16 protein-coding genes are annotated in these 16347 nt (G+C 62.1%); 5 read left to right on the forward strand and 11 right to left on the reverse strand.

The features are described from left to right. The first annotated feature begins 67 nt into the window (after positions 1-67). The 4 genes from GCT13_RS22460 to GCT13_RS22475 all read left to right on the forward strand — a co-directional run bounded on the left by GCT13_RS22460 (position 68) and on the right by GCT13_RS22475 (position 4156). Positions 68-436 (forward strand): YciI family protein, encoded by a 369-nt coding sequence (locus GCT13_RS22460; protein WP_152761765.1) that lies wholly within the window; start codon positions 68-70, stop codon positions 434-436. Then, positions 433-1701 (forward strand): RNA polymerase sigma factor, encoded by a 1269-nt coding sequence (locus GCT13_RS22465; RefSeq protein WP_152761767.1) that lies wholly within the window; start codon positions 433-435, stop codon positions 1699-1701. Before GCT13_RS22460 ends, GCT13_RS22465 begins: the two co-directional genes overlap by 4 nt. Positions 1702-2146: 445 nt before the next feature. Next, the gene (locus GCT13_RS22470) at positions 2147-3460 is read left to right on the forward strand and encodes a DUF2254 domain-containing protein (RefSeq protein WP_152761769.1); all 1314 of its coding nucleotides are present in this window, start codon (positions 2147-2149) and stop codon (positions 3458-3460) included. A gap of 18 nt (positions 3461-3478) precedes the next feature. Then, entirely contained in the window at positions 3479-4156 is a 678-nt protein-coding gene (locus GCT13_RS22475; RefSeq protein ID WP_152761771.1) for a carbonic anhydrase, read from the forward strand. Between the two features lie 41 nt (positions 4157-4197). Here GCT13_RS22475 and GCT13_RS22480 read toward each other — a convergent pair whose 3' ends face one another. From GCT13_RS22480 to GCT13_RS22530, 10 genes are all read right to left on the reverse strand, one after another. Next, positions 4198-4962 (reverse strand): bestrophin-like domain, encoded by a 765-nt coding sequence (locus GCT13_RS22480; protein WP_152761866.1) that lies wholly within the window; start codon positions 4960-4962, stop codon positions 4198-4200. Between the two features lie 294 nt (positions 4963-5256). Further along, positions 5257-6057, reverse strand: a complete 801-nt coding sequence (locus GCT13_RS22485) for a class I SAM-dependent methyltransferase (RefSeq protein WP_152761773.1) — start codon at positions 6055-6057, stop codon at positions 5257-5259. 19 nt (positions 6058-6076) lie between these two features. After that, complete coding sequence (locus tag GCT13_RS22490; protein ID WP_152761775.1) at positions 6077-7471, reverse strand: 3-deoxy-D-arabino-heptulosonate 7-phosphate synthase; 1395 nt, start codon at positions 7469-7471, stop codon at positions 6077-6079. A 477-nt stretch (positions 7472-7948) separates the two neighbouring features. Beyond that, a complete protein-coding gene (locus GCT13_RS22500) occupies positions 7949-8758 on the reverse strand; it encodes an IclR family transcriptional regulator (protein WP_152761779.1) in 810 nt (269 codons plus the stop codon). An 85-nt stretch (positions 8759-8843) separates the two neighbouring features. After that, positions 8844-9575, reverse strand: coding sequence for an SDR family NAD(P)-dependent oxidoreductase (locus tag GCT13_RS22505; RefSeq protein ID WP_152761781.1), 732 nt, complete (start codon positions 9573-9575; stop codon positions 8844-8846). A 14-nt stretch (positions 9576-9589) separates the two neighbouring features. Beyond that, the gene (locus GCT13_RS22510; protein ID WP_152761783.1) at positions 9590-10903 is read right to left on the reverse strand and encodes an MFS transporter; all 1314 of its coding nucleotides are present in this window, start codon (positions 10901-10903) and stop codon (positions 9590-9592) included. A gap of 60 nt (positions 10904-10963) precedes the next feature. Further along, on the reverse strand, positions 10964-11728 hold the full coding sequence (locus tag GCT13_RS22515; RefSeq protein ID WP_321574542.1) for an SDR family NAD(P)-dependent oxidoreductase: 765 nt from the start codon (positions 11726-11728) through the stop codon (positions 10964-10966). A 3-nt stretch (positions 11729-11731) separates the two neighbouring features. Further along, on the reverse strand, positions 11732-12259 hold the full coding sequence (locus tag GCT13_RS22520; RefSeq protein ID WP_152761785.1) for a 2,4'-dihydroxyacetophenone dioxygenase family protein: 528 nt from the start codon (positions 12257-12259) through the stop codon (positions 11732-11734). A gap of 177 nt (positions 12260-12436) precedes the next feature. Further along, complete coding sequence (locus tag GCT13_RS22525) at positions 12437-13708, reverse strand: hypothetical protein (protein WP_152761787.1); 1272 nt, start codon at positions 13706-13708, stop codon at positions 12437-12439. Between the two features lie 779 nt (positions 13709-14487). Beyond that, positions 14488-14859 (reverse strand): hypothetical protein, encoded by a 372-nt coding sequence (locus GCT13_RS22530; RefSeq protein ID WP_152761789.1) that lies wholly within the window; start codon positions 14857-14859, stop codon positions 14488-14490. A gap of 27 nt (positions 14860-14886) precedes the next feature. On the opposite strand from GCT13_RS22530, the gene GCT13_RS22535 reads away from it, so the two are divergent. Beyond that, on the forward strand, positions 14887-15135 hold the full coding sequence (locus GCT13_RS22535; protein WP_152761791.1) for a hypothetical protein: 249 nt from the start codon (positions 14887-14889) through the stop codon (positions 15133-15135). Positions 15136-15219: 84 nt separating this feature from the next. Here GCT13_RS22535 and GCT13_RS22540 read toward each other — a convergent pair whose 3' ends face one another. Then, the gene (locus tag GCT13_RS22540; RefSeq protein ID WP_152761870.1) at positions 15220-16185 is read right to left on the reverse strand and encodes a GlxA family transcriptional regulator; all 966 of its coding nucleotides are present in this window, start codon (positions 16183-16185) and stop codon (positions 15220-15222) included. Positions 16186-16347 lie beyond the last annotated feature (162 nt).

Genomic DNA, 16347 nt, shown 5'->3' on the forward strand with positions numbered 1-16347 from the left:
GGCCCGCGCGTCATTGTGATGGCGGCCCGATGTAGTCGACCGCCTCAACCCCATGACGGAGGCTCATATGCAATACCTGTTGATGATCTATTCGGAAGAAAACCGCTGGAGCCAGATGACCGACAGCGAGCGGCAGCAAGGCGTCGCCGCATATCAGGCGTACACCGAATCGTTGAAAAAAGCGGAGGCGCTGGTGGGCGCCAACCGGCTGCAGCATACGAATACGGCCACCACGGTGCGGCTCGTCGACGGCAAGCCGCAGGTGCTCGACGGACCGTATTCCGATTCGAAGGAGCAGCTCGCCGGCTACTACCTGATCGACGTGCCCAATCTGGACGCGGCGATCACGTGGGCGTCGCGTTGTCCCGGCGCGGCGCACGGCATGATGGAAGTGCGCCCCGTCTGGACCGCTCCATACGACGCGCCATCTGCATGAGTCGGCCCGGCTGCGGCCGTGACGCTGACGGCGCCGCGCGTTCGATTGCCGAGGCGGTCGCTCGCCGCAGTTACGGCAAGCTCGTCGCGCTGCTGGCGATGCGCACGCGCGACGTCGCCGCAGCCGAGGACGCGCTGGCCGACGCCTTTGCGGCCGCGCTCGCGGACTGGCCGGAGCGCGGCTGCCCCGCGAATCCCGAAGCATGGTTGATGACGGTCGCGCGCCGCCGGGCGATCGACGGCGCGCGCCATCACCGTGTCGGCGGCGAAGTGGTGAACCAGCTCGCGATCCTCGCCGACGAGATCGACGAGCACGAAGCGGGCGCGTTGCCCGACCGGCGGCTCGCGCTGCTGTTCGCGTGCACACACCCTGCGCTCGAGGCCGCGATTCGCACGCCGCTGATGCTGCAGGTGGTGCTGGGGCTCGAAGCGAAGACGATTGCATCCGCGTTCCTGATGTCGCCGGCCGCGATGAGCAAGCGCCTCGTGCGGGCGAAGAACAAGATCCGCGAAGCGGGCATTCCGTTCAGCGTGCCCGAGCGCGAGGAGTTGCGAGGCCGGCTCGCTGCCGTGCTGGAGGCCGTTTATGCGGCGTATGCGGAAGGGTGGACCGACCCGGTCGGCGGCGATACCGGGCGGCGCGATCTCACCGGCGAGGCGCTGTTTCTTGCACAACTGCTCGTCGAACTGCTGCCCGAAGAACCGGAGACGCTTGGTCTGCTCGCGCTGATGCTGTACGCGCAGGCGCGCTGCGACGCGCGACGCGATGCGGCCGGCGACTATGTGCCGCTGTCCGCTCAGGACCCGGCGACATGGAACGCGCCGATGATCGACGCGGCCGACGCATTGCTGCGGCGCGCGAACGCTCTCAACGCAATCGGACGCTTTCAGCTCGAGGCCGCGCTGCAGTCGGCACACGTGCACCGCTGCCGGACGCATCGTCCGAACTGGAACGAAGTCGTGCAACTCTATGATGCGCTGCTCGCGATTGCAGCGTCGCCCGTGGTCGCGGTGAACCGCGCGCTCGCGCTGGCGGAACGTGACGGCCCGCAGGCAGCGCTCGACGCGCTCGAACCGTATGCGAACGATCCACGGCTGGCCGACTACCAGCCGTACTGGGCCGCGCGCGCCGATCTGCTCGCGCGTGCCGGCGCGACGGCCGAAGCGCTCGGTGCATACGATCTCGCGATCGGCCTGGAGCGCGATCCGGCCGTGCGCCGCTTCCTGCAGCGCAAGCGCACGGCGCTGTCATCGTCGAGCGGCTAGAACAGCGTCTTGCGTTTGCCACGCGACGAGGTTGCAAGCCGCGCACTAACGCGGCTCAGTCGACACAAACACCCGTCCCTGTCGAGGCGCCTTCCTGGAAGATCGAGGTCCCTGCCCTATTGGACCAAAGTCTCATTGACCGTCCCGAAGTTCGCGTGTCTGATTGGTGGAAAGGTTCACGCGTCCGTGACCTGGTCCGCGCCAGCGGAACTCCCCATGACCGGCGGATTCGGTTTATCGAGCATGTTGAGGGCGGCGGCAATCCGCCTCACCGCTCGATCAGACAGCACCGCAATGGCGTCGACCGCGATCTCAAGACGACACCGGAGGAAGTGACGGCGTGCAAGCGCACCCGCGCGCGCTCGGGAAGCTTCCTTCGCATGCCACCTTGCGACCCGCGAACACCTTGGTCTCCGCCGCAATGTGAATCGTCGGGAGAGCAAACATGGACTGGAATCGCTGGTACAGCTTGAAGAGCTACCTGAGAACTTCGCTGTGGACTGTGCCGCTCATCGCAGTCGCAATCTATGCCGTGCTGAAGCCTCTCACTGAAATGGTGGGAAGGTGGATGATCAGACAAGGAATCCTTGATCCGAAAACCGGTTTTCTCGGGCTGTCGATGACGGGGGCGCGGTCGTTGGTCGGTGACATCGTTTCCGCAGACCTGGCCTTTCTGGTGTTCACGTTCGGTTCGCTGCTGGTCGCGATCCAGGTCGCGGGCGGGCAGTACACCCCGCGGATCATCGCGACGACGCTGCTGCGCGATAACATCATCCGCGGCATCTCGGGACTATTCGTTTTCTCGCTGCTGTTCGCCAACAGGACGCTGGGCTGGATGGGCGAGAATGAAGTACACCAGCTTCAAGTGTTCATAGCAGCGCTATGCGGATTCGCTTCCGTCGTCGCTTTCCTTTTCCTGATCGATTACGCCGCGAAATCACTGCGTCCCGTAAGCCTCGTGGCTCGCGTCGGGGAGCAAGGGATCGCGGTCATCGAGAGCGTTTATCCCGCCCCGACCAGGGGTGCGATTCTCCAGCCGGAACGTGACAAAGAGCGGGGCATACCCGATCGCATTGTTCGTCAGCGCGGGACGTCCGGCATCGTTCTGGCCGTCAATCTGCAATTGCTGGTGGCCAAGGCGCGGCGCGCTGACGTAGTCATCGAATTCGTGCCGCAAGTCGGCGATTTCGTCGCGGTGGACGATCCCCTGTTTTATCTATACGGGAACGCCGACGCAATCAATGACGACAGGCTGCGCACGCTCGTCGCTTTCGGGACGGAGCGCACGATGGAACAAGACCCGATGTTCGCGTTTCGCATCCTGGTCGATATTGCGCTAAAAGCGCTGTCGGCGGCGATCAACGATCCGACCACGGCCGTGCTTGCAATCGACCAGTTGCACCGACTCTTGCGCATGGTGGGCAAACGATCGCTGCACGTCGAAGAGATCATGGATAAGTCGGGACAGGTGCGCGTGATCTTGCGGACGCCCAATTGGGAAGACTTCGTGCACATCAGTTTCCGCGAGATACGCCAGTGCGGCGCGGGCAGCATTCAAATCGCGAGACGTCTGCGCGCGGCGATTGAGAACCTCATCCAGAGCCTGCCGGAGCATCGTCATGACGCATTGCGCGTCGAGTTGACACTGCTCGATCGCGCAATTGCCTCGAAGCATCCATTCCCAGAGGACCTGGCGTTGGCCCGTATCCCCGACTCGCAAGGGCTTGGAGGTTCGGCAGCCTCCCCTGCAAACAACTAGCCCTTTCGGAGGCGAGCCATGCGCAAACTCATCATGGGCATTGTTGAATTCCGCGAGAACATGCTGCCGCAATACGCGAAGCAGTTCAGCAAACTGGCGCTTGCGCAGACACCTGATGCGCTCTTCATCACGTGCTCGGACAGCCGCGTTGTGCCGGACCTGCTGGCCTCGACCCATCCGGGCGATCTGTTCACGATGCGCAACGTCGGGAACCTGATACCACCGGCGACTGCGGAGGGAGCCTCTACGGGGGACCTATCCGAGGCAAGCGCGATCGAGTACGCAGTGCTGGTGTTGAAAGTCGCGAATATCGTCGTGTGCGGGCATTCCGAGTGCGGTGCGATGAAAGCCGTCTATACACGCAACGCCAGGCTGAAAGCGCCGAACCTCGACAAATGGCTGTACCACGCCAACAACGCAGCGTTTCGCCTCGAACACGAAGGTCCGCTCGATGGCAGGCTGAAACCGCACGATCAACTGTCGCAACTCAACGTACTTGTGCAGCTCGAGCATCTGATGACATACCCGATCGTCCACCAGCAGGTCACGGCCAAGGCACTGGTATTGAGCGGCTGGTGGTTCGACATCGCGACTGGCGACATGTATGCCTATGAGCGCACGACCCGCTCATTCGAAGTCATCGACCGCGCGATGGCTGAACGTATGATTACGCGCCTTGCCGCACGGGCGCGGTGAAGGACATCATGGCAAGCGTCCTGCGGGACGTCGAAGAGCTGTCATTTCCCGAGCGATTGCAAAAGCCTTGTGAGGTTCTGTGGCTGAACGTGAATGATCCCGCCTCGTGGACTGTCGATATCCGCGATGAGCGCAAGCGACATCGCGACCGTTATCGGCAAGATTGCGATGAGCAAGCCTCTTCGAAGATCACCCTTTGCGCCGTATCCCTGAACCACGCACCCGAATAGCGCCACCACGAACATCAATATCCATGCGCCGATCGGAATGCGATTGATCAATGCCGCCTCGGAGTAATCCTGCGAGTTGAGCACGTCGTTCATGCCCGTGACGATCACGGCCGCAACAGGTGTCGGGTTTTCATTGGCCACCTGCGCCGCGAGACGCCATAGCTCGGACTGAAGGTCGGCCGTCTCGCGCTCGTTGCGCGCGATCTCCTGTGCGTCTCTCGTCAGATAGTGGGCCCGTCTAAGCCGCGTATAGCGAACCAGCGCAGCCTTCATCTGCGCGGTGACGGCGGGACCCGCCAGATCGGCACGCGCGTATTCGGTGCCTATCGCATTTGCCTCGCTTTCCTCCAGATTCTTGCGCTGATCATAGCGGTTGACTGCCATCGAGAGACTGAATCCGATGAGCAGCGCGAGCAATGTCAGCGTTGACGTCTGCACTATGTTGAAATCTTCCGGGTGCTCGCCTGAAAGCATCGGTATGCGTCTGAGGACGAATGCGCCAAAGGCGATTGCCGCGACCAGTAGCACTAAAAGCACGATGAACAGGACGGCCGGATGATCGACGAATGCTGTCATGCGAAACCTCCAGTGAAGGCCTCCAGTCAAGCGCTGTTGGAGTTCGCGTCCGGCGATATTTTTCCACGGTATCAGCTTAATAACCGAGTACCGGTTTTGATATTGGTCTTTGGTCCAATACCCGTGAGTGAGCAGTGGCCGCTCATGAGGAAAAAAGAAACACACGCTCGCGCTGTACCCAACGTGAAACCGAACCGGAAAGATTCTTGACGTTGCGAATCGAAACGGTCGTCGGTTTGCTGACGGTCAATCGGGTCGCGCAGTTTCTCGATGGGATCGCCACGGACCGCAGGTTCAAGGCACGATACCGCGGACCGCCCAGGCGACATTGGCAAACGAGCGCGGGCCATCGGGCCGCCCGGCTTCGTAGGCGTCCCGCACGGCGGCATCCGTGCGCGCGCGTTCGGCGGCGTCGAGCGTCGTCATGTACTGGCCGAGCGGCCCCTCGCCCGCGGCAATGGGCGCCCAGTAATCGTCGAAGTTCCGATAGTCCATGCGGATCATCAGATCCGTTTGCTCGACGTCGGCGAGTCCTTGCTCGATGAATGTCCGCGTCATCTCGCCCGGCTGCATCATCGGCTGGAAGCAATAGCGGCTGCGCAACTGGCGACCGGATTCGCTGATGGCGGCCACCGTGTCCACCATCATGCGCATGCCGGGCATGCCGCCGAGATGGTCCCACACGACGGCAGCAACCACGCCGCCCGGCCGCACGACGCGGCGCATCTCCGCCACCGCCTTGCCGCTGTCCGGCACGAAATGCAGCACGAGCAGGGCCAGCGCCCCGTCGAAGCTTGCGTCATCGAAGGGCAATGCGCAGGCGTCGGCCTGCTGGATCTTGATGCGCGGGTCGGCGTTGCGCCGAATCGCCTCCTCGACGAAGACATTCGAGTAATCGATTGCGGCGATTTCCTCGAGGCTGGCGATCTTCGCCAGCTCGAAGGCCAGGCTGCCGGTGCCGCAGCCGACATCGAGAACGCTAGCGCCGTCACGAAGTCCGGCGAAGTCGACGAACAGCGGAGCGAGCCGTTTGCTCCAGCGGCCCATCAGCTGTTCATAGCCGGCCGCCGCCTGAACATTGAAGGTGGATGTCATGGGCGCCCCCAACGATTGATCAGCTGTTATCAGCCGTGCCGTCGATCGCGGCCAGCAGATCTTCAGTATGAACCATCAGATCACGCACCTGGCGCAGCATCGGATATTGGTGAAGCACAGCACGCCATCGAGGCGATTCCAGCAACTGATGCCACACAGGCTCAAGGTCTTGCGAATCTGCATGTCGCCCTTCCGCCGTGGCGCTGGCAAATTCGAGGCTCGCCTGCGCGGACAAAAGTTGCATCCGGCTGGCGGCGCCAAGCAGGCGCGGCGTCGTTTCCGCGGGCGCATCGCAGCAATAGAGAACCGCTTTGGTCAGAGCAGCTTCGTCGGTTGTCAGCGCGCGTAGCGACGCGCCGCGCAGACGCACCGTCCCTTGCCGCGTCTCGAATGAATAAACGGCGTTTTCTTCGGCATGTGCGAGCAGGCGCAATCCACGCAGCAGCCGCGAGAGATCGGTCGTTGCGGCATCGACCGAGGCCTTGACCTCGACGAGCAGGCAAACGTCCCAGACGATTGTTCCATCATCCGCGTTCGCACGTCTCAACAGGACCACGTCCCATTCGGTTTTGGCGCGCTCGGGGCTGGCGGGCAATGAAGGCGGCACGCGCATCGAAGTCACGACGCGATATGACGCGCGATCGCTCTGCACCGCGTTGAGTCGTTGAGCCAGCGCTTCGAGCGCCTGTGCGGCCGATGCTTCGACGGCAGCGCCACGCTGCTGCGACGCGACGCCTTGCGCAGCGGCGTCAGAGCTTCCCGAGCGGAGACCGTGCCGATCCCACAGCGATCGGTACTGACGCACGAGATCATCCGACGCCAATGCATCGAGACGATGCAAGCGTTCCAGCTCGGGACTGTCGAGTAGTCGAGTCAAGCCGCGCTCGACTGACGATTCGTTCGCAATCTCCGGCATGCGGAGCAGGCGTCGCGCGGCATCATGGAGTTCTGACCAGGATGCTGAGGACGCGCACGCGTGCAATTGAGCCAGCGCCTCACGCTGCGGACCTGGCAGGAGTCGTTGCTGTTTCGCCGGATGCGCGATCGCATTGACGGTCGCATGAATCAGACGGCGGTCCTGATCCGCGCGAGCGGACAGCGATGCATACTCACGCACCTGCGCCGCCCGGTGCCGAAGTACCATCGCCTGAAAAACAGGGTCCCCGGATTGCGTGCGCATCGCGTCATGGATCAGACGCGCGAGTGCTTCGACGAAGAGGCGCTTCACGGGTGCGGCCGGCACTTCGTCGCGCGCCACTGCCCTGCGGGCCTGCTCGATCGCAATCGCGAGCGCCGTCGACGGACTGGCGTTTTGTGTCTGATCAGGCGTGTCGGCGAACGCCGGCAAACGATAGCGACGAGCGACGGTCCGCAACACCTGGTCGATCAACGGAGACGATGGCAGCAGGGACATGGCGATAGAGACTGTATCCGCCTACCGTTGTGGTGGCGTAGATCATTTGATAACGCCGTAAGCAGATCTGCGGCTGTCCGATGGTAACGACGTTTCGAGCAATTCTCCACTACGACACGACATCTGATGGCAACGGAACGTGCCGGACTGACGAGCCACGAGTACGATAGAAACAGTTGACCAACGAGTTTCAGGAGGCGCCATGAAAGCGGTGTGCCCGCTGCACGGGCCAACGACTATCATCCGCACCAACCAGTACGGATTTCCGGTCTATGCATGCTGCTGCAATGACGTACCGTATGTCACACCTCCGGATGCGTGCACGAGAGCGCCGACGCAACGCGGAGCCGAGCCGAAGCAGCAGCCCGAACCAGAGAAGACGAAAACGGAGTGACGCGGACGTTTGGCGCTGAGCCTGGCTAAGTGTCGCGTCGTGCCGGGGCAATCTTATGACCGGCGTGAATCCGGACCACCGCGTCAGCCTGCCGAACGCGGCGCCGGCCCCAGCCTTTCTGCAACGGCCGCGCACGCGGCACGCAAGGGCGCAACGTAGGTTTCGAGCGGCGTCTCGCTGCGCCTGAATAGCGGAATGCTGACGCTGATACACGCAATCGGCAGTCTGTCCGCGCTGCGAATCGCGCATCCGTAGCAGAAGATCTGCGCTTCGTTTTCTTCGCGGTCTTCCGCATAGCCGCGCTCGCGCGTGGCATCCAGTTCGGCGCGCAGCGCTGCGGGCTCGATGATCGTGTTGGGCGTGAAGCGCGTGAGCGTCAGGCCTTCGAGCAATGCGTCGCGCGACGCGCGATCCAGTGCAGCGAGATACGCCTTGCCGACCGAACTCGAATAGAGCGTCACGCGCGTGCCGATCCGCGATGCCATGCGCACCGCGTGCGGGCTCTCCAGCTTCTCGATGTAGACCATCTCGCTGCCGCTGCGCACGGCGAGATGCACGGTTTCCTGTGTGGCGTCGCGCAATGCCTGCAACGCGTCCGCTGCGGCGACTCGCACGTCGGAGCGCTCCCAACTGCGGCTCGCGAGCATCATCAGTCGCGGCCCCAGTTCGAATGTTCCACCGCGCAGACTCTCGACGACGAGCCCTTCCGCGATCAGCGCACCGACGATCCGATAAACGGTCGGACGCGGATAGCCGCTCGACGCAGCCAGTTGCGGCACGCTCGGCGCATCCTTTGCATCGGCGATCAATTGCAGGACCGACATGAACTTCGAGAAGGCAGCAGTGCCCGTGGCGCGTGCGGCTTCGATGGCGTCGGTGGCGGGATTGGACATGATCGCTTCAGAAACGGAACAAGGCGATGCGATTATAACGAGCCGCCACGCCGCGCCGTTTCCGCATCGACGGACGGCTGCGGCGTCACGCGACCAGGTATCCGCCATCGACAGGCAGCACCGTGCCCGTGATGAACGACGCGCCCGGCGAACAGAGAAACGCGACTGCGGGACCGATATCGTCGGGCGATCCCCAGCGTCCGAGCGGCGTGCGTTCGAGAATCGCGCGCGAGCGTTCATCGTTGTCATGCAGCGCCTGCGTAAGAGGCGTCGCGATCCAGCCGGGCGCCACGGCATTCACGCGGATGCGATCGGTCGCGTAGGCAATCGCGAGCGACTTCGTCAACTGCGCGACGCCGCCCTTGCTCGCGCTATAGCCGGGCACGAGCCCGCCGCCGAAAAAGCTCAGCATCGAAGCGGTATTGACGATCGCCCCGCCGCGCTCGCGCAACAGCGGCCGCGCCGCTGCGCACGCGCGCATCGTGCCCGTCAGGTTCACGTCGAGCACTTGAGCGAATACATCGGGATCGAGTTCGTCGCCGCGACGTATCACGCCCGCGCAATTCACCAGCATGTCGAGCGACGTCAGCGACGCGAACAGCGCATCGACATCGTCTTTCGACGCGACATCGAGCGACGCGGTCTCGATGCCTTCGGCGGCAAGCGCGCTGCGTTGCGCGTCAGTCGGCGCAAGCGCCGCCGCGATCACGCGCGCGCCGAGCGCGGCAAGATAGCGCGCGACGCCCGCGCCGATGCCCTGCGTGCCGCCTGTGACGACGGCTGTCTTGCCAGCAAACAGATCGTGTTGAAACGTCATGTCGATGTGCGAGTTCAAGATTGTGTCACGCGTGCTTGCGCGGCGGTGCCGTGCTCGCCCTTGTCCACGATCGGCACGCGCACGACGAACATGTACACGAGCGCCGCTGCGAACGACACACCCGCGCTGATCAGAAACGCGTTGACGAACGAGTGAGTCTGATCGACGACCATGCCCGTGATGAACGGTGCAAACGATCCGCCGAAATAGCCGCCGAAGTTCTGGATGCTGCCAAGCGACGCCACCAGATGACGCGGCGTCGCGACACTGACGAGCGCCCACGCCGCGCCGCTCGCGAGATTGACGAAGTACATCGCAAGCGACAGATAGACGATCGCGAGCGTCAGCGTCGGCGTGTAAGCGGCGGGCACCGTGAACACGGCCGCGCCGATCAGCCCGCAACAGATCGGCCACTTGCGGCTGCGCATCGGCGCCATGCCGCGCGCCATCAGGCCGTCGGCGATAAAGCCGCTCGACAGCATGCCGAGCGTGCCGAAAATGTACGGAATCGACACGACCCAACCCGTCTTCGCGATCGTCAGATGGCGCTCGTGTTCGAGATACGCGGGCAGCCACGTCAGATACAGCCACACCATGTAGATGACGCCCATGAAGCCGAAGATCATGCCCCACGTCGTTGCGGACGTGAACAGGCCGCGCCATTCCGCGAACGTCATCTTGCGTTCGGCGCGCGCGAGCGGTTCTTCTTCCGTCAGATGCCGGACCTCGTTCGGCTCGAGCGTCACGTCGCCGCGATTGCGATAGATCAGGTACCAGCCGATCGCCACTGCGATGCCGAGCACGCCCATCACGACGAACATCCAGCGCCAGCCGAACGCGAGCAGCAGCACCGTGAGAATCGGCGGCGCAAGCGCGGGTCCGATCGTCGACGAGGTCGTGAAGATGCCCGTTGGCCTGCCGCGTTCGCGCAGCGCGTACCATTCGCTGACGACCTTCGCGCCCGCAGGGAATTGCGGCGCCTCGCCGATGCCAAGTGCGATGCGCGCTGCCAGAAACTGCGGCAACGTATGAACGAGGCCGCCGCACAACTGCGCGCACGACCACACGAACATGCCGAGGCCGAGCATCACGCGCGCGCCGAAGCGGTCGAGCATCGCGCCCACGGGAAGCTGCGAAAACGCGTACGCGAACGAGAATGCCGACAACAGCAGGCCCATCTGCGAAGCGGAGAGGCCCAGTTCGGTGCTCACCGAATGATTGGCGATGGACAGCGTGCTGCGATCCAGATAATTGACGATGCCCGCCAGCGTCAGGAACGTCAGCGCGATCCATTGAATGCGCCGCAGGCGCGGGGTCTTCGGTTGCATGTGTTGTCTCCTCCGAATGCTCTTTTGAGTCTATGTGGAAGGGTGTTTGACGACGACGAATCAGTAAGTGGCGCGGCCCCCGGACAAATCGAACACCGCGCCCGTGTTGAACGAACACGACGACGAACAGAGCCACAGCGCGAGTTCGACGACTTCATCGGGCTCGCCGAAACGCTTCATCGGGCTCTTGTCGATCATCGTCTGCACGTGCGACGGCGACATCTGTTCGAGCAGCGACGTGCGCACGGCCGCAGGCGCAATCGCATTGACGAGCACGCCCGTTTGCGCGAGCTCCTTGCCGAGCGACTTCGTCAACGCGAGCACGCCAGCCTTGGCGGCGCTGTACGCCGACGCATTCGGCGTGCCTTCCTTGCCCGCAAGCGATGCGATGTTGACGATGCGTGCGTGTCCCCGACCGCGCAGTGCGGGCACCAGCTGACGACAAACATTGAAGGTGCCGGTCAGATTGACGTCGACGATGCGCGACCATTCGGCAGGATCGTATTGTTCGAGCGGCATCGTCGGCCCCGCATAGCCGGCGTTGTTGACGAGCAGCGCGATGCCGCCGAAGCGTTCGAGCGTCGCGTTTGCGGCGCGCTCGACGGACGCGAGATCCGTGATGTCGACGGCGAAGCGCGCGATGCGCGAATCGTGGGAACTGACGTCGGCCGACTCGGCATCGCGATCCCATACGGCCACCGACGCGCCGCGATCCGCGAGCCGCCGCGCAATCGCGGCGCCGATGCCGCGCGCGCCGCCCGTGACGACGGCCACGGCACCGGAAAAGTCATACGATGCGCGGCGCAATTCGAAAGGTGCGCTCACCGCTCACCTCACGAACTGATCGACGTAGTTCGCGCCGAGCCCGACTTGCTCGTAGTGCGCGCGGCACATGTCGAGCTTCGTGAACACGTCTTCATAACCGGTGTGCTTGCCGTACGGATCGCAGTAGTACATCACGCCGTTGACCTGGAAGTACGTGATCATCTCCTCGACGTCTTCAGGCACGTACAGCGTGTGCGTTTCGCCCGGCGGCTCGAACACATAGCTGCCTTCGGTGGCCATCCAGTCGTGTTCGAGATAGCGCCATCGCCCCTTGAGCACCATCCCATGCACGGCCTGCGGATGACGATGCCGGCTCAGCACGCCTGACTTGCGCACACGCAGCAGGTTCATCCAGTAGCCACTCGATACGTTCAGGCACAGTGGCCGGAACCATACGTTTTCGGCCTGCGGAACCCATAGGCGTTCGTCTTGCGGAATCGCGGACTCGACGACGATTTCGCGCAACGCTTCGGGCGGATTGGGAAGCTGATAGGGCGTCATCGCATCGACGCCACCTGGTAGGGTTGTCATCTCGCCTCCTATGTATTGTCCATATTACGGACATTAACTTCGTATTGTGGACACATAGTCGGACGATTTGCGAAACGTGTCAAGCGCCTGTACGGCATTGACTCGGGCTGATCCCGTCCGTTTCCACGCGCGACGCGAGTGGAAACGGGTGACACAGACGCGATGCCTGCGTTGAGGTCAGCTGTCCGGGTTGGCCGACACGAAACTCGTGAATGCGCTGTACGGCGGATTGAGTGCGACTCCGTTGGTCATAACGCCAAAGGTGTTGTCTCCGCTGTCGAGGATGTAGTACATCACGGACTGAATGTTGTGCGTCTTGCGCGCCGGATAGAAGTTGCCGAGCGTGCTCGTGATGTAACTCGCGCGATAGTCCTGGGATTTCTCTGGGCCCGTGTTCCATTCGGTGATGACGAACGGCACACCATATCGGGCCTTGCAATACGTAGGCAAGTCGAATCCGGGGCCTGCACCGTCAATGCCGATATTGAAGATGTCGCCGTACACCTCGTAGTTGTGCCACGTCGTGACGTCCCAGCGCACCTTCGGATAGCCGCCGGAGCCATCCGGTTGCATGCCGTCCCACAGCGCGTCCGCTGCGCCAATATCCGCGACACAGAAGTTGATGCCGCATTTCGCATCGGATTGAACAGCCTTTACGCCGTCGATCATCCCGCGCATCACACCGCGCATGACGGGCCAGTTCAGGTTGTTGAAGTCGATCGCTTTGGTGCCTGCGCTGGTGAAATCGAGGACGGTCGGAACCTGCCGCGTCAGTTCGTTCCCGCATTCATAGACCGTGACACCGTACGGCTTGAGTGCATTGGCAACGGTCATCGCAGCCTGCAATCCGCGGTTATATGCGGCCGATTCGCTGGTAAACAGAATGCCATTCGAATCGAAGATGCCCTGGTTGATCAGCACGAGCAGTGAAATGCCGGCCGGCTGGAACGCTTGTGCCAGTTTGACGACTGCATTCACCTGTTTCGGGTCGTCGGAACATCCGACACGATAATTTGTGCAGCCCATGCCCTTCAGGATCGAGACAAGCTGCGCCGGCGTGTACGTATAGTCGAAATGCCCGTTGATGCCGTAAAACGATCCCGGAGGAGCGCCGACAGCGACGCGAGGATCACTACACGGCAGCCATTTGTCGAGGTCGGTATGCACATAGAACTGTCCATCCGTGCCGATGTGCCACATCTTTCCGCCGTACCAGAGCAGCAACGACACGTTGTACGTGTTGCCCACGGTACTGCCATTGCGATAAATGACACCGTTGCTCACCGTCCATTTCGAGCCCACCTTGTCGATGATGGACGAAGCCGAAGGGATCGCCGTCCCGTCAGGCGACGCTCCTGCTGCGAGCCCCGAAGTTTGACCATACGCGTTCAGTAGATACGCACCGCCGAGAGCCGTGAGGCCGCCGAGAAATTGACGTCGTTTAATCATTTTTTAATTCGTCCCTATCGAGAAAGTTTTCAGAACAAACACAACCAGTGGATCGCTTGAACTGGAGAGACGGCGCGAGCGAATCCGCATTACGCAGTAGTCCTTACTGGTAACAACAATTCTTCGCCTGCTCGATGCGGGGAAATGGAGAACTGCGTGAACCGCCTCTACGACTATGGAGGCGGTGATGCTAAAGCGCGGGTGTCACCACACTGGCAGGCGCACCCTTTCGAACCCGGCCGACCGTTGCGCAGCGGGTTTCGACGATTCTCCGTTTTTATCCTGCCACTACTGCCGCCTATCCCGACGCATTGCGTCGATGCGTTGCGCCGATGCATTACGCAGACATTGGCATTCGCGGATAACCGATTCTGCAAGTTATTCGCGCGTGCCCGTTCGACCGGGGTAAATAATACGCGCATCGCGGCTCAATTTGCATATGTAAGCAGGTACATTCGTCTAATTAGCTCGATTCTTTCTATGTTCATTTTCGGAAAGGAAATTCCGCCTTTCTGATCCGCGCGAGCAAAGATTCTGCGCGCGGCTCTGATGACTAATTCGTCCGATGAGGTAATTATTGGACGTTATTCGCCCGCAAGTACGCGGTGCCTTCGATCGACGATCGGCACAATCAGCGATAATGGGTGTCGCGCCTTTATCCGGCAAGACATAATTACCGGTAACACTGCGGTCAAATACCGCTGAAAAATTAATCGCGCGGAGAAATTTTTTTCGGAATCGACCCTGGCGTTAAGCGCACTTGCGCGCCACGAACCAGGCTATTTCGGCATGCGACCCTGCAAGTCGAGATAAAGCTGCGCCGCTCCACCGCTCACACGCTCGAGCGGATGAGCGTTGCAGTAGTTGTCCATCCACGCCATCAGCGAGTCGTAGTCGGTGTCGCGCAAAATATCGACCCGGCTTCCCGTCGCGAGCCCGCTCAAATATCCGAGTAACCAGGACTCGCTCGTGGCCTTGTCAGCGGTAGAGTTCTTTCGGGCTATCCACTGGCCGCATGACGGAACGCCCATTGCGGTTGTCGCGTGCGCCACATCGGGGCAGTTCACAGCAGATGCAATCACCAGAACGCCTAGCCATCGTCGGAACATATGTGTCATTCGTTTCTCGCCGGTTTTCAGTTCATTGCTCAAAGCTTCCGGTGATAAGAATGCGATTCGGTGTTTCGGTTCCTGGATGCGCAAGCCGTTGCGTCGGGAGGCTTCTACAACATGGAGCCGCATTTTCTGATGCTCGCTCCCGCGCTCGGGCTCGTCGCGGCGCTTTTGATCAAATGGGAACCCGTCGGAGCGACGATCGAGGAAAGTGACGGACAACATCGTACGGAGGACGCCGTGCTGGAAGGCAACATCCAGCAGATTGCGCCATGGGGACTACGCATTGACTTCGATCGTCTGAGCAAGCCATGACGTAATCCCGATTCACGATGCCGTGATTGAAGCGCGATGTGCGACGCTGCGGAACGAAGCAAACGAGTTCAGTGGCACTCACTGCTAGCGCAGATCAGCGCGCAACTCGCGCACGCCCCGCCCCAGGCGCTGACGCAGCAGCGTTCGCAGCGTCGCGCCGTCGACGTAACCGACTTCGGTGGCGATCGCTTCGAGGTCGAGGCCGCTGCCGTGCAGAAGCGATTGCGCGCGCTCGACACGCAAGTCCTGAAAGTAGGCGAGCGGCGATTTCCCGAGCACCTCCTGACAACGGCGCTGCAACGTGCGCGGGCTGGTCGCGAGCGCGGCGGCGGCTTCCTGCAGCGAGAAGCCTTCCCTCAGATGATCGCGTGACCATCGCTCGAAACGCTCGATCAAAGGGTCCGCCAGCGCCAGATGATTGGGGATGATGTACGGCGCCTGTAGCGAGCGGATATCGGCGAGCAGGTAACGCGAGACGAGCGAGGCCAGTTCCGGGCTCGCCTTGCGGATCAGCCAGAGCGCGAGATCGAGGTGCCCCATCGCTGCGCCCGCCGTCACGCCGATGTCGGTCGCCACGAGCATGCGCGATTCGTCGAGCGAGACATTCGGATAGCGTTGCCTGAAGAGAGGCGCGAGCGACCAGGTCGTCGTCGCTTCCCGATGATCGAGCAGGCCTGCTTCGGCGAGCAGAAACGTTCCGATACACGACGCGGCGATGAACGCGCCCTGGTCCCGCCACTTCTGCAATTGCGCGGTGGCCTGCTTCACATCCGCGCGTTCCAGCGCGGGAATCAGCAAGTCCGGAGTCGGTGCGCCGAGTGCGGGAACAACGACCCAATCCGGCTTCAGCGCCGGCGTGATCGCTTGCACGGGGATCGAGAAGCCGTGCCCCGAGCGCACTCTCTTGCGCACGCCCACGACTGTCACGTCGAAGCGCGGTGTCCCGCCCATCGCGCGTGAAGCGAGTTTGTTCGCGGCTCCGAGCGCGTCGAGCGTTACAGCGAGCCCCGTATCGAAAACTCCATCGAGAGCGAGTACGGCGATACGCATGGCGTAAATGACCATAAAGTTGTCATATGCGACGATACAGCTTTTTGTGTTCGAAGGCTACATTGGACTCCGTCGCGCATCGACGCTGCCGCTCCTGTCACTCGCCGTGGAAAATGGCAGTGCGCTCTCGCATTCCTTCGGCGCTCAGCGAAATGCGCCGTA

Origin of the sequence: Paraburkholderia franconis (assembly GCF_009362735.1) — a bacterium.
In the GTDB taxonomy this organism is placed as follows: domain Bacteria; phylum Pseudomonadota; class Gammaproteobacteria; order Burkholderiales; family Burkholderiaceae; genus Paraburkholderia; species Paraburkholderia franconis.